Source organism: Hominimerdicola intestinalis (genome assembly GCF_054655215.1).
This window is the reverse complement of the sequence record NZ_BAAHNZ010000012.1, coordinates 19,569-42,364: the sequence shown is the minus strand read 5'-3', so window position 1 is coordinate 42,364 and position 22,796 is coordinate 19,569. Positions and strand designations below refer to the sequence as shown.

Annotated in this window: 19 protein-coding genes; 17 read left to right on the top strand and 2 right to left on the bottom strand. The window is 43.3% G+C overall.

Annotation, left to right across the window (positions count from 1 at the left end):
- The first annotated feature begins 10 nt into the window (after positions 1–10).
- From ACYQ0H_RS10350 to ACYQ0H_RS10340, 3 genes are all read left to right on the top strand, one after another.
- Complete coding sequence (locus tag ACYQ0H_RS10350) at positions 11–898, top strand: energy-coupling factor transporter transmembrane component T (RefSeq protein ID WP_459812761.1); 888 nt, start codon at positions 11–13, stop codon at positions 896–898.
- Positions 871–3,525: an ATP-binding cassette domain-containing protein gene (locus tag ACYQ0H_RS10345; RefSeq protein WP_459812760.1), complete on the top strand. Its 2,655-nt coding sequence runs from the start codon at positions 871–873 to the stop codon at positions 3,523–3,525. The genes ACYQ0H_RS10350 and ACYQ0H_RS10345 overlap by 28 nt, the downstream gene beginning before the upstream one ends.
- 128 nt (positions 3,526–3,653) lie before the next feature.
- Positions 3,654–4,091: a putative ABC transporter permease gene (locus ACYQ0H_RS10340; protein WP_459812759.1), complete on the top strand. Its 438-nt coding sequence runs from the start codon at positions 3,654–3,656 to the stop codon at positions 4,089–4,091.
- Between the two features lie 16 nt (positions 4,092–4,107).
- On the opposite strand, the gene ACYQ0H_RS10335 is transcribed toward ACYQ0H_RS10340, so the two are convergent.
- Positions 4,108–4,803 (bottom strand): IspD/TarI family cytidylyltransferase, encoded by a 696-nt coding sequence (locus ACYQ0H_RS10335; RefSeq protein ID WP_459812758.1) that lies wholly within the window; start codon positions 4,801–4,803, stop codon positions 4,108–4,110.
- A gap of 66 nt (positions 4,804–4,869) precedes the next feature.
- Positions 4,870–6,018 carry a ribose-phosphate pyrophosphokinase gene (locus ACYQ0H_RS10330; protein ID WP_459812756.1) on the bottom strand — a complete coding sequence of 383 codons (1,149 nt, stop codon included), beginning with the start codon at positions 6,016–6,018 and terminating at the stop codon, positions 4,870–4,872.
- A 335-nt stretch (positions 6,019–6,353) separates the two neighbouring features.
- On the opposite strand from ACYQ0H_RS10330, the gene murD reads away from it, so the two are divergent.
- From murD to yfmH, 14 genes are all read left to right on the top strand, one after another.
- Positions 6,354–7,745, top strand: coding sequence for a UDP-N-acetylmuramoyl-L-alanine--D-glutamate ligase (gene murD, locus ACYQ0H_RS10325; protein ID WP_459812755.1), 1,392 nt, complete (start codon positions 6,354–6,356; stop codon positions 7,743–7,745).
- 19 nt (positions 7,746–7,764) lie between these two features.
- Positions 7,765–8,784 (top strand): M42 family metallopeptidase, encoded by a 1,020-nt coding sequence (locus tag ACYQ0H_RS10320; protein ID WP_459812754.1) that lies wholly within the window; start codon positions 7,765–7,767, stop codon positions 8,782–8,784.
- The gene (locus ACYQ0H_RS10315) at positions 8,777–9,796 is read left to right on the top strand and encodes a M42 family metallopeptidase (RefSeq protein ID WP_459812753.1); all 1,020 of its coding nucleotides are present in this window, start codon (positions 8,777–8,779) and stop codon (positions 9,794–9,796) included. The genes ACYQ0H_RS10320 and ACYQ0H_RS10315 overlap by 8 nt, the downstream gene beginning before the upstream one ends.
- A complete protein-coding gene (locus ACYQ0H_RS10310) occupies positions 9,793–10,566 on the top strand; it encodes a hypothetical protein (RefSeq protein WP_459812752.1) in 774 nt (257 codons plus the stop codon). The genes ACYQ0H_RS10315 and ACYQ0H_RS10310 overlap by 4 nt, the downstream gene beginning before the upstream one ends.
- Positions 10,566–11,837 (top strand): methionine gamma-lyase family protein, encoded by a 1,272-nt coding sequence (locus ACYQ0H_RS10305; protein WP_459812751.1) that lies wholly within the window; start codon positions 10,566–10,568, stop codon positions 11,835–11,837. The genes ACYQ0H_RS10310 and ACYQ0H_RS10305 overlap by 1 nt, the downstream gene beginning before the upstream one ends.
- Before the next feature lie 26 nt (positions 11,838–11,863).
- Complete coding sequence (gene hprK, locus ACYQ0H_RS10300) at positions 11,864–12,823, top strand: HPr(Ser) kinase/phosphatase (RefSeq protein ID WP_459812750.1); 960 nt, start codon at positions 11,864–11,866, stop codon at positions 12,821–12,823.
- 31 nt (positions 12,824–12,854) lie between these two features.
- Positions 12,855–13,577, top strand: a complete 723-nt coding sequence (locus ACYQ0H_RS10295; protein ID WP_459812749.1) for a phosphatase — start codon at positions 12,855–12,857, stop codon at positions 13,575–13,577.
- A gap of 106 nt (positions 13,578–13,683) precedes the next feature.
- Positions 13,684–14,607, top strand: coding sequence for a UDP-N-acetylmuramate dehydrogenase (gene murB / locus ACYQ0H_RS10290; protein ID WP_459812748.1), 924 nt, complete (start codon positions 13,684–13,686; stop codon positions 14,605–14,607).
- A 16-nt stretch (positions 14,608–14,623) separates the two neighbouring features.
- On the top strand, positions 14,624–15,484 hold the full coding sequence (gene rapZ, locus ACYQ0H_RS10285; protein ID WP_459812747.1) for an RNase adapter RapZ: 861 nt from the start codon (positions 14,624–14,626) through the stop codon (positions 15,482–15,484).
- Positions 15,485–15,502: 18 nt separating this feature from the next.
- Entirely contained in the window at positions 15,503–16,432 is a 930-nt protein-coding gene (whiA, locus tag ACYQ0H_RS10280; RefSeq protein WP_459812746.1) for a DNA-binding protein WhiA, read from the top strand.
- A 21-nt stretch (positions 16,433–16,453) separates the two neighbouring features.
- Positions 16,454–19,897, top strand: a complete 3,444-nt coding sequence (locus ACYQ0H_RS10275; RefSeq protein WP_459812745.1) for a DNA polymerase III subunit alpha — start codon at positions 16,454–16,456, stop codon at positions 19,895–19,897.
- A 23-nt stretch (positions 19,898–19,920) separates the two neighbouring features.
- A complete protein-coding gene (locus ACYQ0H_RS10270; RefSeq protein WP_459812744.1) occupies positions 19,921–20,088 on the top strand; it encodes a hypothetical protein in 168 nt (55 codons plus the stop codon).
- A 121-nt stretch (positions 20,089–20,209) separates the two neighbouring features.
- A complete protein-coding gene (gene yfmF / locus ACYQ0H_RS10265) occupies positions 20,210–21,496 on the top strand; it encodes an EF-P 5-aminopentanol modification-associated protein YfmF (protein WP_459812743.1) in 1,287 nt (428 codons plus the stop codon).
- Positions 21,493–22,779 carry an EF-P 5-aminopentanol modification-associated protein YfmH gene (gene yfmH / locus ACYQ0H_RS10260; RefSeq protein ID WP_459812742.1) on the top strand — a complete coding sequence of 429 codons (1,287 nt, stop codon included), beginning with the start codon at positions 21,493–21,495 and terminating at the stop codon, positions 22,777–22,779. Before yfmF ends, yfmH begins: the two co-directional genes overlap by 4 nt.
- Positions 22,780–22,796 lie beyond the last annotated feature (17 nt).

Here is a 22,796-nt window from a genome sequence, read left to right as displayed (position 1 = left end):
GAGGAAAGCTATGAAGGACGCTTTTTCACGTTTTCACCCTTTGGCAAGCTTCGGTTATTTTACTGCGGTGCTGCTGTTTTCAATGTTTGTGATGAATCCATTTTTCTCTGCTATATCACTGATAAATGCCGTTGTATATTCGGTATATCTGAACGGGCGCAGGAGCGTACGCTTTGGGTTACTGTATCTTATTCCCGCAATGCTTATGCTGATAATTATAAATCCTTTGTTCAATCATGAGGGGATGACTGCTGCCGCATATCTTCCCAGCGGTAATCCTATTACTGTGGAGTCAATTATTTACGGCTGTGCCGCAGCTTTGCTTATGGCAGGCGTTGTTATGTGGTTTTCCTGCTTTAATACAATAATTACTTCAGATAAGCTTATGTATCTTTTCGGCAGAATAGTTCCGCATTTAAGTCTTATGCTGTCTATGAGCCTGAGGTTTATTCCAAGATTCAGGGACCAGTTCACAAGGGTCAGAGAGGCACAGCGCTGTATTGGAAGGGATATATCCGGAGGAATTATAAAACGCCTTAAAAACGCTGTTAAGATATTTTCAATAATGGTCACATGGTCACTTGAAAATTCTGTTGAAACCGCTGATTCAATGAAAAGCCGAGGATACGGAACTTCAAAAAGAACATCTTATTCGGTTTATAAATTTGAAAAGCGCGACGCCTTAGTTCTTCTTATAACGGCGCTGCTCAGCGTGTTTATTATTTACGGCTGCGCGTCAGGATATGTTAATTTCAGGTATTTTCCTACAGTAAAAGGATCAGGGGCCACACCTTTGGCGCTGGGAGTATATACTGCATATTTTTTATTGTGCGCAATGCCTATGGCAATAAATTTAAAGGAGGAAACGGCATGGAGATGTTCAAGGTCAAGGATCTGAGCTTTACATATCCCAAGAGCATAAGCGGCGCTTTGGAGAACATCTCTTTTTCTGTATCCTCCGGTGAATTCATTACCATCTGCGGTCCGTCAGGCTGCGGAAAAAGCACTTTGCTTAGACATTTTAAAACTGTTCTTACTCCTCATGGATTGAAAAGCGGAGAAGTTCTTTTCTGCGGAAAGCCGCTGAATGATGTGGCGTCAGATATTCAAAGCAGGGAAATAGGTTTTGTAGGACAGTCGCCCGATAATCAGATAGTAACAGATAAGGTCTGGCATGAGCTTGCTTTCGGTCTTGAAAGCATAGGCGCAGACAACAATACGATAAGAAGAAAAACCGCTGAAACAGCGGCGTTTTTCGGTATGCAGAACTGGTTTGAAAAAAGCGTAAGTCAGCTTTCAGGAGGTCAGAAGCAGCTTCTGAATCTTGCGTCTGTACTTATAATGAATCCGTCGGTACTGATACTTGATGAACCGACTTCTCAGCTTGATCCCATTGCGGCGTCAGAATTCATAGGTATGCTTGCAAAAATTAACCGTGAGCTTGGTATTACAGTAATTATTACTGAGCACAGACCGGAAGAGTTAATTCCGTTAAGCGGCAGGTTAATAGCTATGGAAAAGGGCAGAATAATATGCGATGATACACCGAGAAGGACTGCTGATATTTTAAAGCGTAAGGGTATGTATGCAGCTATGCCTGCGCCGGTACGCATTTGGTCTGCTTTGTCTTATGTCGGCGAATGTCCGCTGAATGTTGCCGAGGGAAGAAGCTGGCTTGAAAATTATTCACTTACTCATGAGCAAAAGCCTGTCCGAAAAAAAGCTGTATCCGCAGGAGAAACGGTACTGGAGGCTGAGAAGATCTGGTTCAGGTATGAAAAGAACGGTGAAGATATTCTCAAAGGCATATCTTTTAAGGCAGGAAAGGGTGAATTGTTAGCGATCACAGGAGGAAACGGAGCAGGAAAGAGCACTTTGCTTTCGGTTCTTACAGGCGCGAGAAAACCGTACAGAGGAAAGGTTCTTATAAAAGGTAAAAACCTGGAGAGCATAAAAAACCTATTCAGCGGAACTGTTGGAGCTGTTCCTCAGGATCCTCAGTCTATTTTTGTTAAAAAAACGGTATATGAGGATCTATTCGAGGTGTTTGACGGCAAAAAAATGTCAGATCAGGAGAAAAGAAAAGCTGTAGAATCGATAATGAGGCTCTGCGGAATCTCACAGTTGTCTTGGCGTCACCCCTATGATCTGTCGGGCGGTGAACAGCAGAAAGCCGCGCTTGCAAAGGTTTTGCTGACTGAGCCTGAAATTCTTCTGCTGGACGAACCTACCAAGGGACTTGACGCAGATTTCAAAAAAACCTTTGCGGCAATTCTTAAAGCTGTATGCTTAAAAGGCACCTCGGTAATAATGGTCAGTCACGATATTGAATTCTGTGCTGATAATGCAGACAGATGTGTTATGCTTTTTAACGGAGCAGCAGCAGCTGAGGGAGAACCGAGGGAGTTTTTTTCGGGAAATATGTTTTATACGACCTCTGCCTGTCGTATGTCAAGCGGAATAGTTGACGGAGCAGTTACCGTAAACGACGTTATAGAAGCATTCGGCGGCAGCACGGAAAATACCGAGCCGATAAATACAGACTTTTCTGGCGGTTACATTATAGATAATACAGCTGAGCTTTATGAGAGATCCGATAGTGAAAAAATGCCGCTTTGCAAAAGAATTATCGGGTACGTTGGTTTAGCTATGCTTGCGGCAGGCTTACTGCTGAGTTTCGGTTTCCTGAATTTTCATTCATCAGTATTTGACTTAGTAAAGCCGGAATATATTATGCTTATTTTGTCACTTATTTGTTTTGCACTCGCCTTTTGGAAAAGATCTGACTGCAAAAAACAAGGTTTCTTTGAACCGCCTGAAAAAAGCAGACTGAAAAAAAGTACGGCTGCCGCTGCTGCTGCGGTTTTTGCGGCAGTACCTGCTACGGTTCTTTTCGGTGTATATTTTCTGGACAATAAAAAATATCTGTTTATCTCACTGCTGGTAATGCTGGAATGTATGCTGCCTTTTTTCATGGCTTTTGAGGGAAGAAAGCCTCAGGCTCGTGAGATCGTTATTATAGCGGTTCTCTGTGCTTTGGGAGTAGCCGGAAGAGCGGCTTTTTATATGCTGCCTCAGTTTAAGCCTGTTCTGGCTCTGGTTATTATTTCGGGCGCCGCGTTTGGAGGGGAAACAGGATTTCTGGTAGGATCAGTAACAATGCTGGTATCAAATATGCTCTTTCAGCAGGGACCATGGACTCCGTGGCAGATGTTTGCAATGGGAATCATAGGATTTATATCGGGTTTACTGTTTGGCAGCGGATTTCTCAGCCGCAGCAGGTTATCACTCTGTATCTTCGGTTTTTTTAGTGCGGTAGTTATATACGGAGGAATAATGAACCCGTCATCGGCGTTGATAGCCGGTATAGGTCTAAGCAGATCAGTTCTTATCTCTTATTATACGGTAGGGCTTCCTATGGATTTAGTGCATGGCATAGCTACTGCGTTGTTCCTTTATGCAGGAGCAGCGCCAATGCTTGAAAAGCTTGAAAGGGTAAAAATCAAGTATGGAATTTCAGTATAAAAATATATAATGATTTTCGGAAATTTCAAACAGTTGATTTTTCAAGAAATTTCTTTTTTATTTAAGTTTTAAAATCTCATTTTCGGTGCAAATTATAATTAAGGATTAAATGCACGGGAGGTGTGGAATTGCAGAGCAAAGCAATGAAGATATTTACATTATTTGCAGTCGGTGCGCTGATATACGGTATGATAGAAATATCAGTAAGAGGATTCACCCATATAACAATGGGACTTCTGGGCGGACTGGCAATGGTAATGATCCATCTGCTCAACGACGAGCGCCGAAGAGGAATGAATTATTTTTTACAGCTGTTGATCGCGGCATCGTTTATAACCGCTATAGAATTTTTTGCCGGAGAAATATTAAATAGGCGGCTGCAGATGAATATCTGGGATTATTCTGATATACCGTTGAATTTTGACGGACAGATTTGTCTGCCATTTGTTTTTCTGTGGATAATACTTGCAGCGATTGGAACGGCTCTGGATGATCTTATACGTTGGAAAATGTTTAAAGAACCGCGTAATTTCAGCTATATAAAAAACAAACGGACCGCATTTTGAAATGCAGTCCGTTTTATCATTTTATAAGAGCTTCGGCTATTTTCAGATCAAAGGGTGTAGTTATCTTTATATTTGTCATATCTCCCTTTACTATTGATACGGGTGTGCCTGCTCCTGTAAAAACTCCGCAGGTGTCCGTTAGTTCGATTTTTTGTTCATCTGTCAATTTACCGTATGCGTCTAGAAATGCTTTTATCCTGAAGCTTTGAGGAGTTTGCGCATGATAAAGCCTTTTTCTTTGAAGGGTTTGATCTATGACTGAGCCGTTTTCACTGCAAAGTATCGTATCCACTGCACTGACTGCTGTTGTACATGGCTTGCCTGATAGGGCGGAATCTATATTATTATTAATAATATCGCGGGTTACAAAAGGCCTTACTGCGTCGTGAGTAAGAATAATATCGTTATCGTTCAGCCTGTAACTATTGGTTATATTTTCAATTATCCTGAGTATTGTAGAATTTCTGTCTGAGCCGCCGCATATAACGCATATCCGCCCTTTTTCGGAAATATGCTTTTCGATCAGCTTTTCGGTATATTCAATCCAGTTTCGGTTTACTCCGATATATATTTTTTCTATTCGTTTTTCCTGTATAAACTTTTCTGCGGTCCTAATAATTATCGGCTTCTCTTTCAGCTCTATAAATTGCTTTGGGATATCCGCTCCCATTCTGCTGCCGTTTCCTCCTGCGGCAATACCTGCAAATATCATAATCTGTACCTCCGACGCCGTTATATTAAGATAAAATTTAAGGGCGGATCAACCGCCCCTGATTTGTTATCTGCTGTATTTATCCAGCAGCGCCTGTATTTTCTGATGTGGATCTATAATGTTTGAAATGGAAAGATCATGGTTGAGGGAAGCGATAAAATAAGAAATATATTTAGCGCAGTCCACCTCATGAAACCATGTTCTTTTGAGAAGCTGAGGCGTGCGGTAGGTAAGATTCGTTCCGAAAACTCCGTCTATTATACCGTCTGCGTAAGCCTTGTCAAATGTTTCAAGACCGTTAGTGAAGATAGCGTAGGTAGCGTATGCGAAAATTCTTTTTGCCTTGCGTTTTTTCAGTTCAACTGCTACCTCCAGCATTGATTCGCCTGAGGAAATAATATCATCGGCAATAAAAACGTCCTTGTCCTTAATATCGTTTCCTAAATATTCATGAGCAACTATCGGGTTCCTGCCGTTTACTACAACAGAATAGTCCCGGCGCTTGTAGAACATTCCAAGATCTACTCCGAGGACCGAGGCGTAGTACATATTCCTGTTTATAGCGCCCTCGTCCGGGGAAACTATCATAAAGTGATCCTTGTCGATAATAAAATTGTCAATGCTCTTGAACATTGCTTTAAGAACCTGATAAGACGGAATTATATTATCAAAGCCCATCAGAGGAACAGCGTTCTGAACTCTAGGATCGTGAGCGTCAAAGGTTAGGATATTTTCTACTCCCATAGCTTCCAGCTCCTGAAGTGCAACGGCGCAGTCAAGCGATTCGCGGTAGTTTCTTCTGTGCTGGCGTCCGCCGTAAAGCGACGGCATTATAACATTTATTCTGTGAGCTTTACCGCTGGCTGCCTGGATTATCCTTTTAAGATCCTGATAGTGATCGTCAGGCGACATGGCGTTTTCCATTCCGAAATAATTGTAGGTACAGCTGTAATTGCCGACATCACAGAGAATAAATAGATCATTGCCTCTTACGGTAGATTTTATAAGACCTTTTCCGTCACCGGAAGAAAATCTGGGACAGTCCGTTTCGATCAGATAGCTGTCGTTTTCCATTCCGTGGTCTTTTCCCCATTTTACAAGATAGTCGTTGATCTTATTGCCAAGCTCCTGCGTTCCGTTCATGGCAATTAAGCCGAGCGGCGCGACTCTTGTCTGTGTATCAAACAATATTTTCTTAGTATTCGAGCTTTCCATTCCCAGTCCTCCGATTAAAAATTAATTTATTTAAGAACACGAATATATTTATATTATACTGTATCCGTTACGTTTTTACAATACCTTTTGCGAATTTTTATAATTATTTATATTATTACACAAAATTACGCCCATATTTTGCAGGGCTTTTATACAACTGTGTTTAAGTAAACGTTTCCCATTATTACCTCGGCGTATTTCTTCGGCTTCGGGTAAATTCGCCGTAAAACCTCTTGCGTTTTCTGTGAAGATGATATATAATAAAATAGTATGATTATACGTTTAGTGTATTTATTATAGATCAAATTATTTACAGACGGTTAGGAGATAAGCTTATGACGAAGGCTCAGAGATTTTTTGCATCTGTTAAGGATAAAAGAATAGCTTTTATAGGCGTGGGAGTAAGCCATACCGAGCTTATAAAACTATTTCTTTCAAAGGGAATAAACGTTGTAGTATGCGATAAAAAAGATGAGGATAATTTTGATCCGGATCTGTATGAGGAATTATCTGCGAGAGGAGCAGAGTTTTCTTTGGGTGAAAACTATCTTGACGAGATATTTAACTGCGATATTGTTTTCAGAACACCGGGAATGTACTTTAACGACAATACTCTTACGGCAGCTAGAAAGGCCGGAGCTGTAATTACCTCGGAGATGGAGGTGTTCTTTGACCTCTGTCCATGTAAGATATACGGAGTTACCGGCTCCGACGGAAAGACTACTACAACAACCCTGATAAGCGAGTTTCTCAAAGCTGAGGGAAGACGGGTTCATCTAGGGGGCAATATCGGCAAGGCTCTGCTCCCTATAGTTGAAACTATTGCCGAATCGGATGCTGCGGTAGTTGAGCTTTCAAGCTTTCAGCTCATATCAATGAGAGAGTCCCCCGACGTTGCGGCAATAACAAATATTACACCGAATCATCTTAATGTTCACGGAACAATGGAAGAATATATTGACGCTAAATGCAATCTGATAAGACATCAGAACGCATTTTCAAAAACGGTTCTGAGCTTTGACAATAAAACCGCCAGAGATCTCAGCGGTCTTGTTAGAGGCGAGCTTTCGTATTTCAGCAGACGTGAAAAGGTAGAGAACGGCAGCTTTCTTGATGAAAATGGAATGCTTTGCTATAACGATCACGGAAATATAACCGAAATTGTCGATATGAGGGATATAAGAATTCCGGGAATGCATAACGTTGAAAACTATCTGACAGCAATAGCGGCTACTTGGGGAGAGGTAAGCGCTGAAAATATCAGAAAGGTCGCAAAGGAATTTAATGGCGTGGAGCACCGTATAGAGTTTGTGAGGGAGCTTGACGGAGTTAAGTATTACAACAATTCTATAGCTTCAAGTCCTACGAGAGTGCTTGCCTGTCTTGCTTCCTTTGATCAGAAGCAGATACTTATTCAGGGCGGCTCAGACAAGGGAATATCCTTTGAGCCTATGGCTGATGAAATATGCAGAAAGTGTAAAGTTCTTATACTGATGGGAGAAACCGCTCAGAAGATTCAGGACGCTGTTACATCTTCTCCGCTCTATAAGAACAGCGGACTCAGAATAGTAAGAGTAAGCAATATGCAGGAAGCTGTCAGCGCCGCAAGAGATTATTCGGAAAGCGGAGATATAGTTTCTCTTTCTCCTGCCTGTGCAAGCTTTGATATGTACCGTATGTTTGAGGAAAGAGGAAATCATTTTAAAAAGCTTGTAAACGAACTTTGATCAAAAGGATATGTTTAGAATGGATACGATTAGTATTTTAACGCAGCTGACATCGGTTTGCGGAGTTTCGGGAGCTGAGGAAAGCGCAGCAAAGACGGTTTCACAGCTGCTTTCGCCCTACGGAAAGACTCAGATCGATTCACTTGGTAACGTGCTTTTTACAGACGAAGGCGGTAACGGACCGCTGCTTCTGCTTGACGCTCATATTGACGAGATCGGAATGATAGTTACCTATATTACAGACGACGGATTTCTTAAAGTTTCGGCCTGCGGAGGAATTGACAGCAGAGTCCTGCTCGGACAGCGTGTTACGGTTTACGGCTTGAACAGACTTACAGGTATTATCGCTTCAACTCCACCTCATCTGGAAACGGACAGCAGCGCCGCTGTATCAGCGGAGGAAATTTATATTGATATAGGTCTGTCAAAGGACGAGGCTGAAAGGCTTGTAAGCCCCGGAGACAGGGTAATTATTGAAAACAGGCTTTGTCCTCTTGCCGGGGGAAGAGTTACCTCAAAGGCTCTGGACAACAGGGCAGGGGCGGCGGCGGTAATACTTGCTATAGCGATGCTTCATAGCAAAAAAACGGCTTGCCGTATTGCCGCATTGTTTTCGGTTCAGGAGGAAACAGGCTGTGCCGGCGCAAGGACCGGAGCGTACAGTATTGCTCCGGACATGGCTGTAGCCGTAGACGTTTCCTTTGCAAAAACTCACGGTGAAACTGAGGAAAGCTGCGGATTTCTGGGTAAGGGCCCTATGATAGGGATCGCTCCGTCTTTGAGCAGAAAGATGTCCGATACTCTTATAAAGCTTGCAGAGGAAAATAATATTCCCTATCAGCTTGAAGTTATGAGCGGGAAAACCGGGACAAATGCCGACGCTATAGGTATAGCACGGGGAGGAACTGCCGCTGTTACCTTGTCGATCCCCGAAAAGCATATGCATACTCCTGCGGAAATTGCCGATTTAAACGATATTGAAAATACAGCAAGACTTATAGCCTTGTATGCGGAAAGGGCGGCTGAAATATTTGATTAACGAATTAAAAGTCCTTTGCGGCATAAACGGAATTTCAGGTGATGAAGAAGCAGTCGCTCGATATATATGCAGCAGGCTTGACGGCTTTGCGGAATACAAGCTTGATAAGCTGGGAAATATAATCGCTTTTAAGAAGGGTAAAAGATCCTCCGGTAAAAGAGTTATGGTTTCCGCCCATATGGACGAAGTAGGAATGATAGTTAACTATATCAATTCGGACGGAACTATAAAAGTATCTCCCGTCGGAGGAGTAGATCCGAGAGTTGTTTTCGGCAGACGGGTAGAGATCGGCAGAAGCAGGATCTGCGGAGCGGCAGGAGGAAAAGCAGTTCACAATCTTACTGCGGAGGAACGCAGGAGATCCGTTCCATTTGATAAAATGACTATTGATATCGGAACAGAAAGCCGTGAGGAAACACAGAAGCTGGTTTCTCTCGGAGACAGCGTGTGCTTTCAATCAGAGTTTACTGAATTCGGTAACGGACTTATAACAGGAAAGGCTATTGACGACCGTGCAGGGTGCGCAATAATGCTGAGGCTGATACGTCAGGAGCTTGAATACGATACCTATTTTACCTTTACGGTTCAGGAGGAGATCGGTCTGAGAGGCTCGTCATGTGCGGCATATACTGTAGATCCGGATTTTGCCGTAGTGCTTGAAGCTACGACAGCCGCCGATGTTCCGACAGCTTCGGCGGAAAAAAGAGTCTGCACGCTTAAAGGCGGGCCGGTAGTTTCTTTTATGGACAGGCATACCATTTATGATAAGGAGCTTTATACTCTTGCTTTTAAAACGGCTGAGGAAATAGGCATACCCTGTCAGACGAAAACAATGGTCGCAGGAGGAAATGACGCTGGCGCTATCCATATATCGCGCTCCGGAGTAAGAACGGCGGCAATATCACTGCCATGCAGATATCTTCATTCGCCGTACTGCGTGATAGCAAGAGAAGATTTTGAAAACGCATATCTGCTTGCCGGAAATTTAATTGACAGGATTCATAACAAATGATAAATCAGACATACAGTATCGATTCGGCGCTTCTTGAAAAGCTGAAATCAAATCACTATACCAGAAGAATAAGATCACATTATCAGGCTTACGGAACAAAATACGGCTTTCTTCGTTTCTTTGAAATTCTTTCGGACGGAAATAAGACAGGACTTATATGTATTTTTAATTCCTCTATGCTTATATCTACCTTTGAAAACTCTGAGCCTGACGATACGGCGGCGGAGGAGATAGCTCGTTTTATAGAAATAAACAGACCTCTCTCAGTAGAGCTTGAGCCTTGCCTTTTTAATAAGGTTATCGGATTTATGACTGACGGGTATTACACCGATAAGCGTACGGAGTTTCAGTTCGTATCGAAACATACTCTGCCGGATATGCAGGTTAACGAGCTGCCTGCGCTTGACGATGTATTTGAAATTTTAAGTCAGAGCTTTCCGGAACTTGCGGATTCTTATGAGCTGTGGCTGACCGATACGTCTCATAGGGTAAGGCGCGGCCTGTCACAGTCGTTTCTGTTAGGAAATTATACTACGGCGACGATCCAGTATATAATTAACGGCATTGCTCTTATCGGCCATGTTGCAACGATCCCGTCGGAGAGAGGAAAGCTTCATGCAAGAAGTCTGCTTTACTGGATAGGCGAAAGGCTTGCTGCGGACGGCTTTTCGGTACGGCTTTTCGCCCGTCCTCACAGGGTAAGCTATTATGAGGAAATAGGCTTCAGAGAAGCCGGAACAGATTATGTTTTAGAGAGGAAAATCAGATAATGACAGAAAGCTTTTTTGATATAGACCGTAAGATAATCGAGATCGCAGAAACGGCGCAGAACGAATGCGGTGAAATGTTTGCTGAAATTGACAAAACTGCTGAATACAACGGTCAGAAGGTTTTATCAGCATTTATAAAGAACAGGGTAAGCGAGGGCTGTCTTAAAGGCACTACCGGCTACGGCTACGGAGATATGGGCAGGGATACGCTGGATAAGGTATTTGCCGATGCTTTCGGAGGAGAGGACGCAATAGTCAGGCACACCTTTGTAAACGGAACTCATGCTCTTTCAACTGCACTTTTCGGAGTTCTTCGGACAGGTGATACAATGCTCGCGGCAACTGGAAAGCCTTATGATACTCTTGAAGAGATAATAGGTATCAGGGGCGAAAAAGGCAGCGGTTCATTAAAGGATTTCGGTATCGGCTATATTCAGTCAGATCTGATAGACGAGAAATATCCTGATTATGATGAGATAGCCAGGCTTGCTCCTAAAGCAAAGGTGGCATATATTCAGCGTTCAAGGGGATATTCACTTCGCCCGTCATTGACTGTGGACATTATAGGTAAAATAGCCGAGACAGCAAAAAAGGCTAATCCTGAAATTATAGTTATGGTTGATAACTGCTACGGCGAATTTGTTGAAAAGCGAGAGCCGCTTTCTGCCGGAGCTGATCTTATTATCGGATCGCTTATAAAAAACCCCGGCGGCGGAATAGCTTCAACGGGCGGTTATATCTGCGGCAGGACCGATCTGGTCGAAAGGTGTGCAGACCGCCTTACCTGCGTTGGAATGGGCAAAGAGGTCGGCTGCTCTCTGGGACAGAACAGGGATATGTTCATGGGATTCTTCCTTGCTCCCCAGACCGTTGCTGCGGCTCTTAAAACTTCGGTTTTTGCCTGCCGCTTTTTTGAGAAGCTAGGATACAGAACTCTTCCGTCAAGCGGTGAGAAAAGAACGGATATAATTGCATCTGTTCTGCTTGAAAATGAGGAAAATCTCACGGCGTTCTGTCAGGGTATCCAGAAAGGCTCTCCTGTAGACAGCTATGTAACGCCTGAGGCATGGGATATGCCGGGCTACGACAGCAAGGTCATAATGGCGGCGGGAGCGTTTACAATGGGCGCTTCTATCGAGCTTTCCGCTGACGCTCCTATAAGAGAACCGTACGCAGCATGGCTTCAGGGGGGAATTACCTATCCTTCCGGGAAAACGGGAGTTATGCTTGCCGCTCAGGAAATGTTTAAAAAAGGACTTATAAACATATAATAAAAATACTGAAAGGAATGAAGAATATGGCAGAGATATTTACCGTTTCAATAGCAGAGATCGCAGACGAGCTGAAGCTTGAGATCGTGTATACTCCTAAAGAACTCTCAGAGCTTCTTATATCAGATAACGACTGCAACCGTCCCGGACTGCAGCTTATGGGATTTTATGAGTATTTTAATGCAGAGCGTATTCAAATATGCGGAAATATGGAGTTTGCGTATCTGGCCTCCCTTGATGAGAAAACCCGTTATCAGCGCATAGACGCACTGTTTGCAACTAAGATACCGATGTTTGTAGTAGCCAGGGGACATGAGCTTTATCCGGAAATGCTGGAGATAGCCGAAAAATATGAGGTGCCTGTAGCCAGAACGAACGACAGCACTACTGCTTTTATCGCTGCTCTTATCGGTTTTCTCAATGTTAAGCTTGCGCCTAGGATAACCCGTCACGGAGTGCTGATAGAGGTTTACGGTGAGGGAATACTTATAGTCGGTGAAAGCGGAGTGGGAAAATCCGAGACTGCTATAGAGCTTGTAAAACGAGGACACCGCCTTGTTGCCGACGACGCAGTTGAGATACGCAGGGTTTCAAGCTACAGCCTTGTCGGTTCTTCTCCTGACAATATCCGTCATTTTCTGGAGCTGCGAGGAATAGGAATTATTAATACAAGACGCTTATTCGGTATGGGCGCTGTTAAGGTAACTGAAAAAATTGACCTTATAGTCGAGCTTGAACCTTGGGACAGCGAGAAAATATACGATAGAATGGGCGTAGACAACGAATATACAACGATCCTTGGCGTAAAGGTTCCAAGCCTTACTATACCTATAAAGCCGGGACGTAACCTGGCTGTAATTCTAGAGGTTGCGGCAATGAATAACCGTCAGAAGAAAATGGGATACAATGCGGCTCAGGAACTGCTTAATAATCTCGGACTTCAGATGGACAATAAGGATACTGTTAAAAATTGGGATACTGTCTGACAGTAAATTTAATTATTGGAGCGAAAACCAAATGAAAATTCAAGCGGATCTTCATACTCATACTATTGCGTCGACCCACGCTTACTCTACTATCTCAGAAAACTGCATATGGGCGGAGAAATACGGTCTTAAAGCTGTCGCGATGACGGATCATGCTATGAAAATGCCCGATTCTCCTCATGTATGGCATTTTGAAAATCTAAAGGCTTTGCCGAGAAAAATAAGTAATGTAATTGTTTTGAAAGGGATAGAAGCGAATATAATTGACAGCTGCGGAAATCTTGACGTTGATGAAAATCTGCTTTCAAGACTTGAATGGGTCGTTGCTTCAATGCATAAATGGACGTTTGAACCCGTTTCCGCAGAAAATAATACAAAGGCGTATCTGGCTCTCTGCGAAAACCCTTACGTCGATGTTATAGGTCACTGTACAACTGATATGTTCCCGTTTGATATGGAGCGCTGCGTAAAGAAGTTCAGGGAGTACGGGAAGCTGGTTGAAATAAACGAAAGCTCTATAAACAATAAAAAAGGCTCGCGCCGCAATAGCTATGAACTTCTGAGACTCTGTAAAAAGTATGAAGTTCCCGTTACCGTAGACTCCGACTGTCATTTTTGTCAGTATGCAGGTCAGATACCGTCGGCTTCCTTGATCTTGGAAGAGATTGATTTTCCGAAGGATCTGATAATAAACGCCGACTGGGAAAGGGTAAGGGAGTATATAACGGCTAAGCGCGGAGATATAGGACTATAATGCGTGAAATACGCCTTCTTTTCAGTAACCTTGATACTTTTTTAATTTAGAAAATCATTTTGGGGATACGCTGTATCTGCAAAAACAGAAGGGTTTGGTCAATTAAATGAATACGGAACAGCTCTGTGAGCTTGCCGAAAAGCTGGGCTGCACAATATACCGCAATAAAAGACTGAAGGATCTTACTACTTTTAAGGTAGGCGGCGAATGTCCTGCTGTAATAGAGATTAATTCTGAAACGGCTCTGGCTCAGCTTATAAAATTCAGCAGTGATAATAAGCTCCGTACTATGGTTATAGGAAAAGGCTCAAATATGCTTTGCGACGACAAGGGCTTTGACGGAGCGGTTTTCTTAATGGGCGGCGGTTTTTCGGAAGTCAAGCTTGTTGACGAAAAAACCGTTGAAGCCGAGGCGGGCTGTCCGCTTATAAAGCTTTGTCTTTTTGCGCTTGAACATTCACTTAGCGGACTTGAGTTTGCTTACGGAATACCGGGAACTGTAGGAGGTGCGGTATTTATGAACGCCGGCGCTTACGGCGGAGAAATAAAGGACGTTATAATTTCGGCACAAGCTGTAGATACTAACGGAAGTATATCCGAATATCTGATAGATAAAATGGAGCTTGGATACAGAACCAGCATCTTTCAGCAAAGCGGCAGTGTAATAACAAAAGCTGTATTCAGGCTACATAAGGCTGAAAAGTCTGCAATTGAGGCAAGAATGAACGAGCTTATGTCACGCCGCAGGGAAAAGCAGCCGCTTGAATATCCTAACGCCGGCTCTACTTTCAAGCGTCCTGAGGGACAGTTTGCAGGGAAGCTTATACAGGACTGCGGACTAAAAGGGCTGCGCATAGGGGGAGCTGAGGTCTCTGAAAAACACAGCGGTTTTGTTATCAATACAGGCTGTGCTACTTCTGAGGATATAAAGCAGCTTATTGAAAAGGTTCAGAAAACGGTTTTGGAGAAAACGGGATATTTTCTGGAATGTGAAGTCAGGATTATCCCATACAGTGAAGATGATAAGTAGACGGGAGGAGTAATGTATGCAGTTTGTTATCATAACCGGTCTTTCAGGCTCCGGAAAATCAAGTGCGGTAAATATTCTTGAGGATATAGGCTACTATTGTATTGATAATATGCCTCCTGAGCTTATTACAAAGTTTGCAGATATATGTTCCCAGTCTGACGGCAAGATCGAAAAGGTAGCGTTTGTCGTGGATATAAGGGGCGGAGATCTGTTCCTGAAGCTGAGCGATACTATAACTCAGCTTAAAGCGGCTCATGTAAATCTTAAGATACTATTTCTTGATTCAGCCGACGATGTTATCGTAAGGAGATATAAGGAAACAAGAAGAAAGCACCCACTTGACGAGGTTTCATACGGCAATATAAGAAAGGCTATCGAAACTGAACGCGAGATCCTTGTACCTGTAAAAGCAAAGGCTGATTATTATATTGATACATCTTCTACTTCTCTTGCTGAATTCAAGGAAAGAATGTATTCAATGTTTCTTGAGTCCGGACAGGATTATATGAGAATAGATGTACGCTCCTTCGGCTTTAAGTTCGGAGCGTTCAGCGAGGGGGATCTGATATTTGACGTAAGATGTCTGCCGAACCCATATTACATACCCGAGCTGAGAGATAAGACCGGACTTTCGGCTGAGGTTTCGGGTTATGTTATGAAGTTTGATGAAGCAAAGCAGCTTTATTCCAAGCTGACGGAGCTTGTGGATTTTCTTATCCCCCTTTATGAGAGGGAGGGTAAATCACAGCTTGTTATAGCATTTGGCTGTACGGGAGGAAAGCACAGAAGCGTAACCTTTGCCGAGGCGCTTGCGGGTCATCTGAAGAACAGCGGACATAAGGTCAGGATTTCACACAGAGATATTGATAAACATTAAGGCGGTAAAATCTGAACAATGGAAAAGCAGTCCTTTTCGTATCATGCAAAGGAAGAAATACTTGAAAAAATAAATACAAAGGCAAAGGCTGACGTTTGTCTTATGGGGATACTCGTTTTCTGCAATATACTGAGCGACCGTGAGATCGTTTTTCTTACCGAGCATAGCTCTGTAGCGGATTTTTTTGCGTCCAACTGCAGAAGAATATGCGGAAATGAAAACGCCGTGGATATTTCTCAGATCGGAAAGAAAAACGAAGTAACTCTTTACCGGCTTGAGATATGCGGCGAAGAAAGCAGGCTTGAGCTGCTTGAGTATTTCAGAATGGATTCCTCAAGACGTCTGACACAGGACAATCTTCCGAAAAAGAAATATTATCCTCAGCTTATTGCGGGAATATTTCTTGCCTGCGGTTCGGTAAACAATCCTGAAAAAAAGTATCATATGGAGTTTGTTATGCCGGATATTCAGCTTTGCAACGATTTCGGACTGCTGCTTCTGGATAATTACGGTATACTTGCAAAGCAGACGGAGCGCAAAAATTCTCAGATCGTATACATAAAGGAATCGGAGAATATCATTGATCTGCTTACGCTTATGGGTGCGACAAACGCTTCGCTGGAGCTTATGAATGTAAAAATAATGAAGGATATGAGAAACCGGATCAACCGAGCCGTCAACTGCGATAACGCAAATATCGAAAAATCGCTGAGAGCCGCTGAAAAGCAGATAGCTGATATAGAACTTATAGATGAAACTCTGGGACTAGGTTCTCTGCCAGAAAGCCTTCAGGAGATCGCTCAGGTAAGATATGAAAATCCTGATTATAACCTGAACGAGCTGGGCCAGGCGCTGGATCCGCCTATATCACGTTCCGGAGCAAATCACAGACTTGCCAGAATAGCGCGTATCGCACAGGATATACGAGAGGGAAAGACAGTAAACTGATTGTTAAAGGAGGCAGCCGAAATGGAGGAGTTCGTTCATCTTCACGTTCACAGCGAATATTCGCTTCTTGACGGCGCCTGCCGTATAAAGGAACTTGTATCCAGAGTAAAAGAGCTTGGACAGACCGCCTGCGCCGTAACAGATCACGGAAATATGTTTGCGGCAGTGGAGTTTTACAATGAGTGTACCGCTCAGGGTATAAAGCCTATAATCGGCTGCGAGGTCTACGTTGCGCCCAGGACCCGTTTTGATAAGCTTCCCAAAATAGATACTTCTCCTTATCATCTTGTTTTGCTGTGCGAGAATAATACAGGATACCAGAATCTTATAAAGCTGGTTTCAAAAGGCTATACTGAAGGCTTTTACAGCCGTCCTAGAGTTGATCTGGAGCTGCTTGAGAAGTATCATGAGGGACTGATATGCCTGTCCGCCTGCCTTGCCGGAGAAATCCCAAGGAAGCTTTCTGACGGCAATTACAGCGGGGCTGTTGAAACAGCATTGAGATACAGGGATATTTTCGGAAAAGATAACTATTTTATAGAGATCCAGAATCATAAATTTCCGGAGCAGGAAAGGATAATACCGTATCTTATAAAGCTTTCGCAAGAAACGGGTATTCCGCTTGCAGCAACTAACGACGCACATTATATAAGAAAAGACGACGCGTATTCGCAGCGTATACTGATGTGCATATCAACGGCGACAACGATAAACGAGCCGTCAAAGCTTGAATTTCCGACCGAGGAATTCTATATTAAATCACAGGCCGAAATGGCGGAGCTTTTCCCATTTCAGCCTCAGGCAGTCGCAAATACGGCAAAAATTGCGGAGCGCTGTAATGTAAGCTTTGAGTTCGGCAAAACAAAGCTGCCTTATTTTCATATTGAGGGAGTAGAGGACAACGAAGGATTTCTTCGGGATATGTGCCGCAAAGGCTTGTACGAAAGATACGGTACCCCATCTGATGAGGCTGTTGAAAGACTTGAATACGAGCTGTCTGTTATTACCCAGATGGGCTATACGGATTATTACCTTATCGTATGGGATTTTATTCATTATGCCAGAACTCAGAAAATACCTGTAGGCTGCGGCAGAGGCTCGGGGGCGGGAAGCCTTTGCGCATACTGTATCGGTATAACCGGTATAGATCCATTGAAATATAACCTGTTGTTTGAGCGTTTTCTTAACCCTGAGAGAGTGTCAATGCCGGACTTTGATATTGACTTCTGCATGGAAGGCAGACAGCGGGTCATTGATTATGTAGTTGATAAATACGGCTCGGATCATGTAGCTCAGATAGTTACTTTCGGAACGCTGGCTTCAAAGGCGGCGGTGCGGGACGTTGCCCGAGCAATGGGGCTTTCTTATCAGACTGGTGATATTGTTGCAAAAGCCATTCCAAGAGGAATGTCGCTGACTGACGCTGTCAGAGATGTTCCCGAGGTTTCAAAAATGTACAAAGACGACGAGAAGATACGCTCATTGCTTGATACAGCCGTTAAGGTAGAGGGTATGCCGAGAAATGTTTCTACTCATGCTGCGGGAGTAGTTATAACAAAAGAGCCTGCAGACTGTTACGTTCCGCTTTATGCCCGTGACGGACAGATCTCCACTCAGTATACGATGACGGTACTTGAAAGTCTGGGACTTCTTAAAATAGATTTTCTTGGGCTCAGGAACCTTACGACAATAAATCACTGTCAGCTGGCGGTGAGAAATAAAATACCTGATTTTGACGCGGAAAAAATCCCTCTTGACGATAAGGGCGTTTATGATATGCTTTCCCAGGGCAGAACGGAGGGAGTATTTCAGTTTGAAAGCGCAGGAATGACATCTACAATAATGAAGCTTCGGCCTGACGGAATTGAGGATCTTATTGCTGTGATTTCGCTTTACCGCCCCGGCCCTATGGATTCAATACCGATTTATATCCGTAACCGTCATAACCCTTCTCTTGTAACATATAAGCACCCTCTTTTGAAAAAAATACTTGAAGTTACTTATGGCTGTATCGTGTATCAGGAGCAGGTAATGCAGATATTCAGGGAGCTTGCCGGTTATTCCTACGGCAGAGCCGATATTGTGCGCCGAGCGATGGCAAAGAAAAAGCACAGCGTTCTTGAAAACGAGCGAAAAGCGTTTATATGGGGCGAGGAGGGTCAGTGCGACGGCTGTGTCAAGCGCGGAGTTCCAGAAAAGACTGCAAATGAGATTTTTGACGAGATGACTTCGTTCGCTTCTTATGCCTTTAACAAATCTCATGCAGCCGCCTACGCTACTATTGCCTATCAGACAGCCTATTTGAAATATCATTTTTATAAGGAATATATGGCGGCGTTAATGACTGTTACCCTGCTTGAAAGTACAGAAAAGCTTAACAGCTATGTAAGCGATTGTATAAAAAACGGGGTAAAGATACTTCCTGTCGATATAAACAAAAGCTCAAGAGGCTTTACTGCGGAGCAGGATGGAATACGCTTTGCTTTGATAGCGGTAAAAAGTCTGGGTGAAGGAGCAATAGCTTCTATAATAAGAGAACGTGAAGAGAACGGCGTATTCAGAAGCCTGCAAAATTTCTGCACCCGTATGACCGGAAGGGAAGTAACCTCCAAAGGCGTTGAACAGCTGATAAAAAGCGGAGCAATGGACTGCTTTCCAAACAACCGCCGTGAAATGATCAATTCCTATGAAGCGCTTATACAGTCGGCTGCTCAGGAGAGCAAAGCAAATCTTGCGGGACAGCTGGACTTTTTCGGAATGGGGATAAGCGAGCCGCCGGAAAAGGTTATCGAGCCGGCAGAGGAATATTCACATGAAGCTCTGCTTGAATTTGAGCATGAAGCGCTTGGAATGTATATTTCAGGTCATCCGCTTGACGAATATATGCCTGCCGCATATGCTTCCTGCTGTACCGAAATTTCCCGTCTTTATCAGTGTGCGTCTGAAAACGTAAAAGGCTTCTGCGACGGGGACAGCGCTGATATTGTTGCAATGATAACCCATATAAAGACCCTTAAAACAAAAAAGGGCGATATAATGTGCTTTGTTCAGGCGGAGGACAGGACTGGCGCTGCTGAAATTATAGTGTTCCCAAATGTCTATCAGATATCTTCATCAGTTCTGAAAAACGGTGCTGTTGTTCATGTAAAAGGTAGAATTTCCGTCAAGGAGGACGAAAATCCTAAGCTTATATGCGAGCTTGCCGAAACAGTTCAGCGTTTTGAGGAGCAGGCTATGAAAAAAGGGGTTTGCGTGAGAGCGCTTTCAGGCGATAAAGCGCTGATTGAAAGAATCAGAAAAACAGCCGCTTCGGCAGGCGAGGGAAGAAATAGGCTTACCTTATATTTCGCCGACCTGAATAAAACCACCGCATTCAGGTCTTTGCCGTCTGTCGCCCTTACAAAGAAGCTTCTTATAGAGCTTCAGCAGGCGGCGGGAGAAAAAAATGTTCTGTTTATGCAGTAGCAGGAAAGCGAGGTAAATCATATATGGAGCCGAAGGATTATATAGTAGTCAGGATAGACGGAGATTACGCTCATCTGAAAAATATTTCAAACGGTGAAACAATGCTAATTGCCCGTGCGCTGATCCCGGAAGAGGCCGATGAGAACACAGTTCTGCATTGGGAAAACTTTGTCTATACGGTTGGGGAATAGAAGAGTACGGCGGATCTTTCTGAAATTCTTGTGAAAAGTGTGGTAATTTTTAAAATAATGTGCTATAATATAATTTGTTTATGACTGCGGCTTGCAGAATGAAAATTAAGGAGATTAACTTATGTCAGAATTATTTGAGCATAAGAGCTGCGGAAACGGAATAACGGTCTCAAAAATAAAGGATGAGAAATTTAAATCAAGCTGCATCGTTATCCGTTTTATATTCCCGCTGAGTGAAAAAACTGCGTCCTGCTGCTCTTTGCTGGTTGATTTGCTTGCGACCTCAAATAGTAAGTGTCCCTCTAGGGAGCAGCTTACGGAAAGGACCGCAGAGCTTTATGGTTCAGCGATAAACGCTTTTTCTTACAGGGTCGGTGATTATCAGACCGCGGGACTTTCAATTAATTATATAGGAGACGCATATACGATAGGCGGTGAAACTATTTCGGATACTGCGGCGGAGATCCTGCTTGACTGTATATTTTCTCCTCACCTTGAAAACGGAAGATTCAGTGAAAAATACTTTCAGCTCCGCAGACAGGAGCTTATAGACCTGATCGAAAACTCGGTCAACAACAAACGTCAGTATGCGGTATGGAGAGCCGGTCAAATAATATTTGAAAATGAACCATGTGCATATTCGGCAATGGGAACTGTTGAAACGGCAAAGAGTATAACTCATGACGATTTGTCAGCCGCATATGAAATGCTTCTAACTAAGGCGGCGGTAGATATAACGTTCTGCGGAGGACAGGATACCGAAAAGCAGGAAAGCTATGTTTTGAAAGCGTTTTCAAAGCTCAGAAGAGAATGTCCGGACAAGCCTGTATTCAATTCTCCATCTCCGTTAAAAAAGCAGCCTGTTTTTACGGAAGAAGCTTTGGATATTTCCCAGGCGAAAATGGTAATGGCTTTCAAGACCGGAAATACCGTCAGAAATATCTACGCTGATAAGGTAATGTGCGCTATGTTCGGAGGTTCGCCGACATCAAAGCTTTTTCTGAATGTTAGAGAAAAGCTGTCGCTCTGTTATTACTGTGCTGCGGGAATTATAGAGGGAAAAAATACTATGCTTGTGGACAGCGGAGTTGATACAGATAAAATACCCGTTGCCCGCGAGGAGATAATAAAACAGCTTGATGCGATCAAAAGCGGAGATTTCAGTGACGAAGAGCTTTACAATACAAAGCTTTATATCTCTGGGGCTTTTCGTTCAAATTACGATTCTGTCGGAGATATGAACGCCTGGTATTTCTATCAGTTTGTAAGAAATACAGGATATTCGCCCGATGACGCAGCAGAGATCATAATGTCTGTAACCAGAGAGGATATAATTAATTCTGCCAAAGCGTTCAGTCTTGATACGGTCTATGTATTGAAGCCGTCTGAAGGAGGTGCGGATAATTGAGCTTTACAAAAGAAGTAATTACCTGCGAAAGAACAGGAGATAAATATTCGCTGATCCGTCATTCATCGGGTCTTGATGTTCTTGTATGGAAAATGGAAGGCTTTACAACTACTGAAGCGCTTTTCGGAACAAAATACGGTTCGGTAAACAATAAGTTCAGGACTGTAGATACAGGTGATTATATCGAAGTTCCTGATGGTATCGCACATTATCTGGAGCATAAGCTGTTTGAGAACGAGGACTGCGACGTTTTTGAGCTTTATGCAAAAACCGGAGCGTCTGCAAATGCATTTACGTCTTTCTGCGAAACGGCGTATACCTTCAGCTGCTCGGAAAATTATGAGAAATCTCTGGAGATACTTCTGAGCTTTGTGCAGAAGCCTTATTTTACAGAGGAAAACGTTGAAAAAGAACGCGGAATAATAGCTCAGGAAATAAAAATGAGCAGCGATTCGCCTGACAGAGCCTGCTTTTTCAATCTTCTCGGTGCATTGTATCATTATCATCCAGTAAAAATAGATATTGCCGGAACAGTTGAGTCTATTCAGAAGATAACTCCGGAGCTGCTTTATAAATGCTATAATACTTTTTATAATCTTCATAATATGGTGCTTTGTATTGCCGGAAACGTAGATGAGGAAAAAGTCATCGGGATATGCGATAAATTTCTGCTGCCTGCTGAGGATAAAAGACTTGAGGTTGCTTTCCCGTATGAGCCTGCCGATATAGTCAAGAGAAAAGTAAGCGCTGAATATACCGTTGGAACGCCTTTGTTTTCTGTCGGCTTCAAATGTCCGGTATTCAAGGGTACTGAAATGGTAAAAATGGAGGTATGCGCAGGCATACTGCTTCAAATGCTTTTCGGCTCTATGTCAAGGTGGTATAAGGAGCTTTTTGAGGAAGGACTTATAAACTCGTCTTTCTCTTTTGAGGTATTCAATGCAGAGGAAGGTTTTTTCAGCTGTATATGCAGCGGAGAATCTCATGCACCCGATGAAGTTTTCAAACGCTGTCTGGCTGAGATCGAAAGGGCGAAAGCGGAAGGGCTTGACAGGCGTTTATTCGAGATAATCAGAAAGTCACGATACGGTTCAATGATAAGAGGCTTCAATAACGTTGAGAACTGCGCTGAAATGATGTTTGAAAATCATCTTCAGGGTACCGGCGCATTTACGGCGGCCGATATGCTTGCAAAGCTGGACTTTGAGGATATTCTTGCGGCGTTTGATACGCTTTTTGACGCTTCTAAGGCGGCGCTTTCAGTAATTGAAAACCATACCTGATAATAAACCGGAACAGT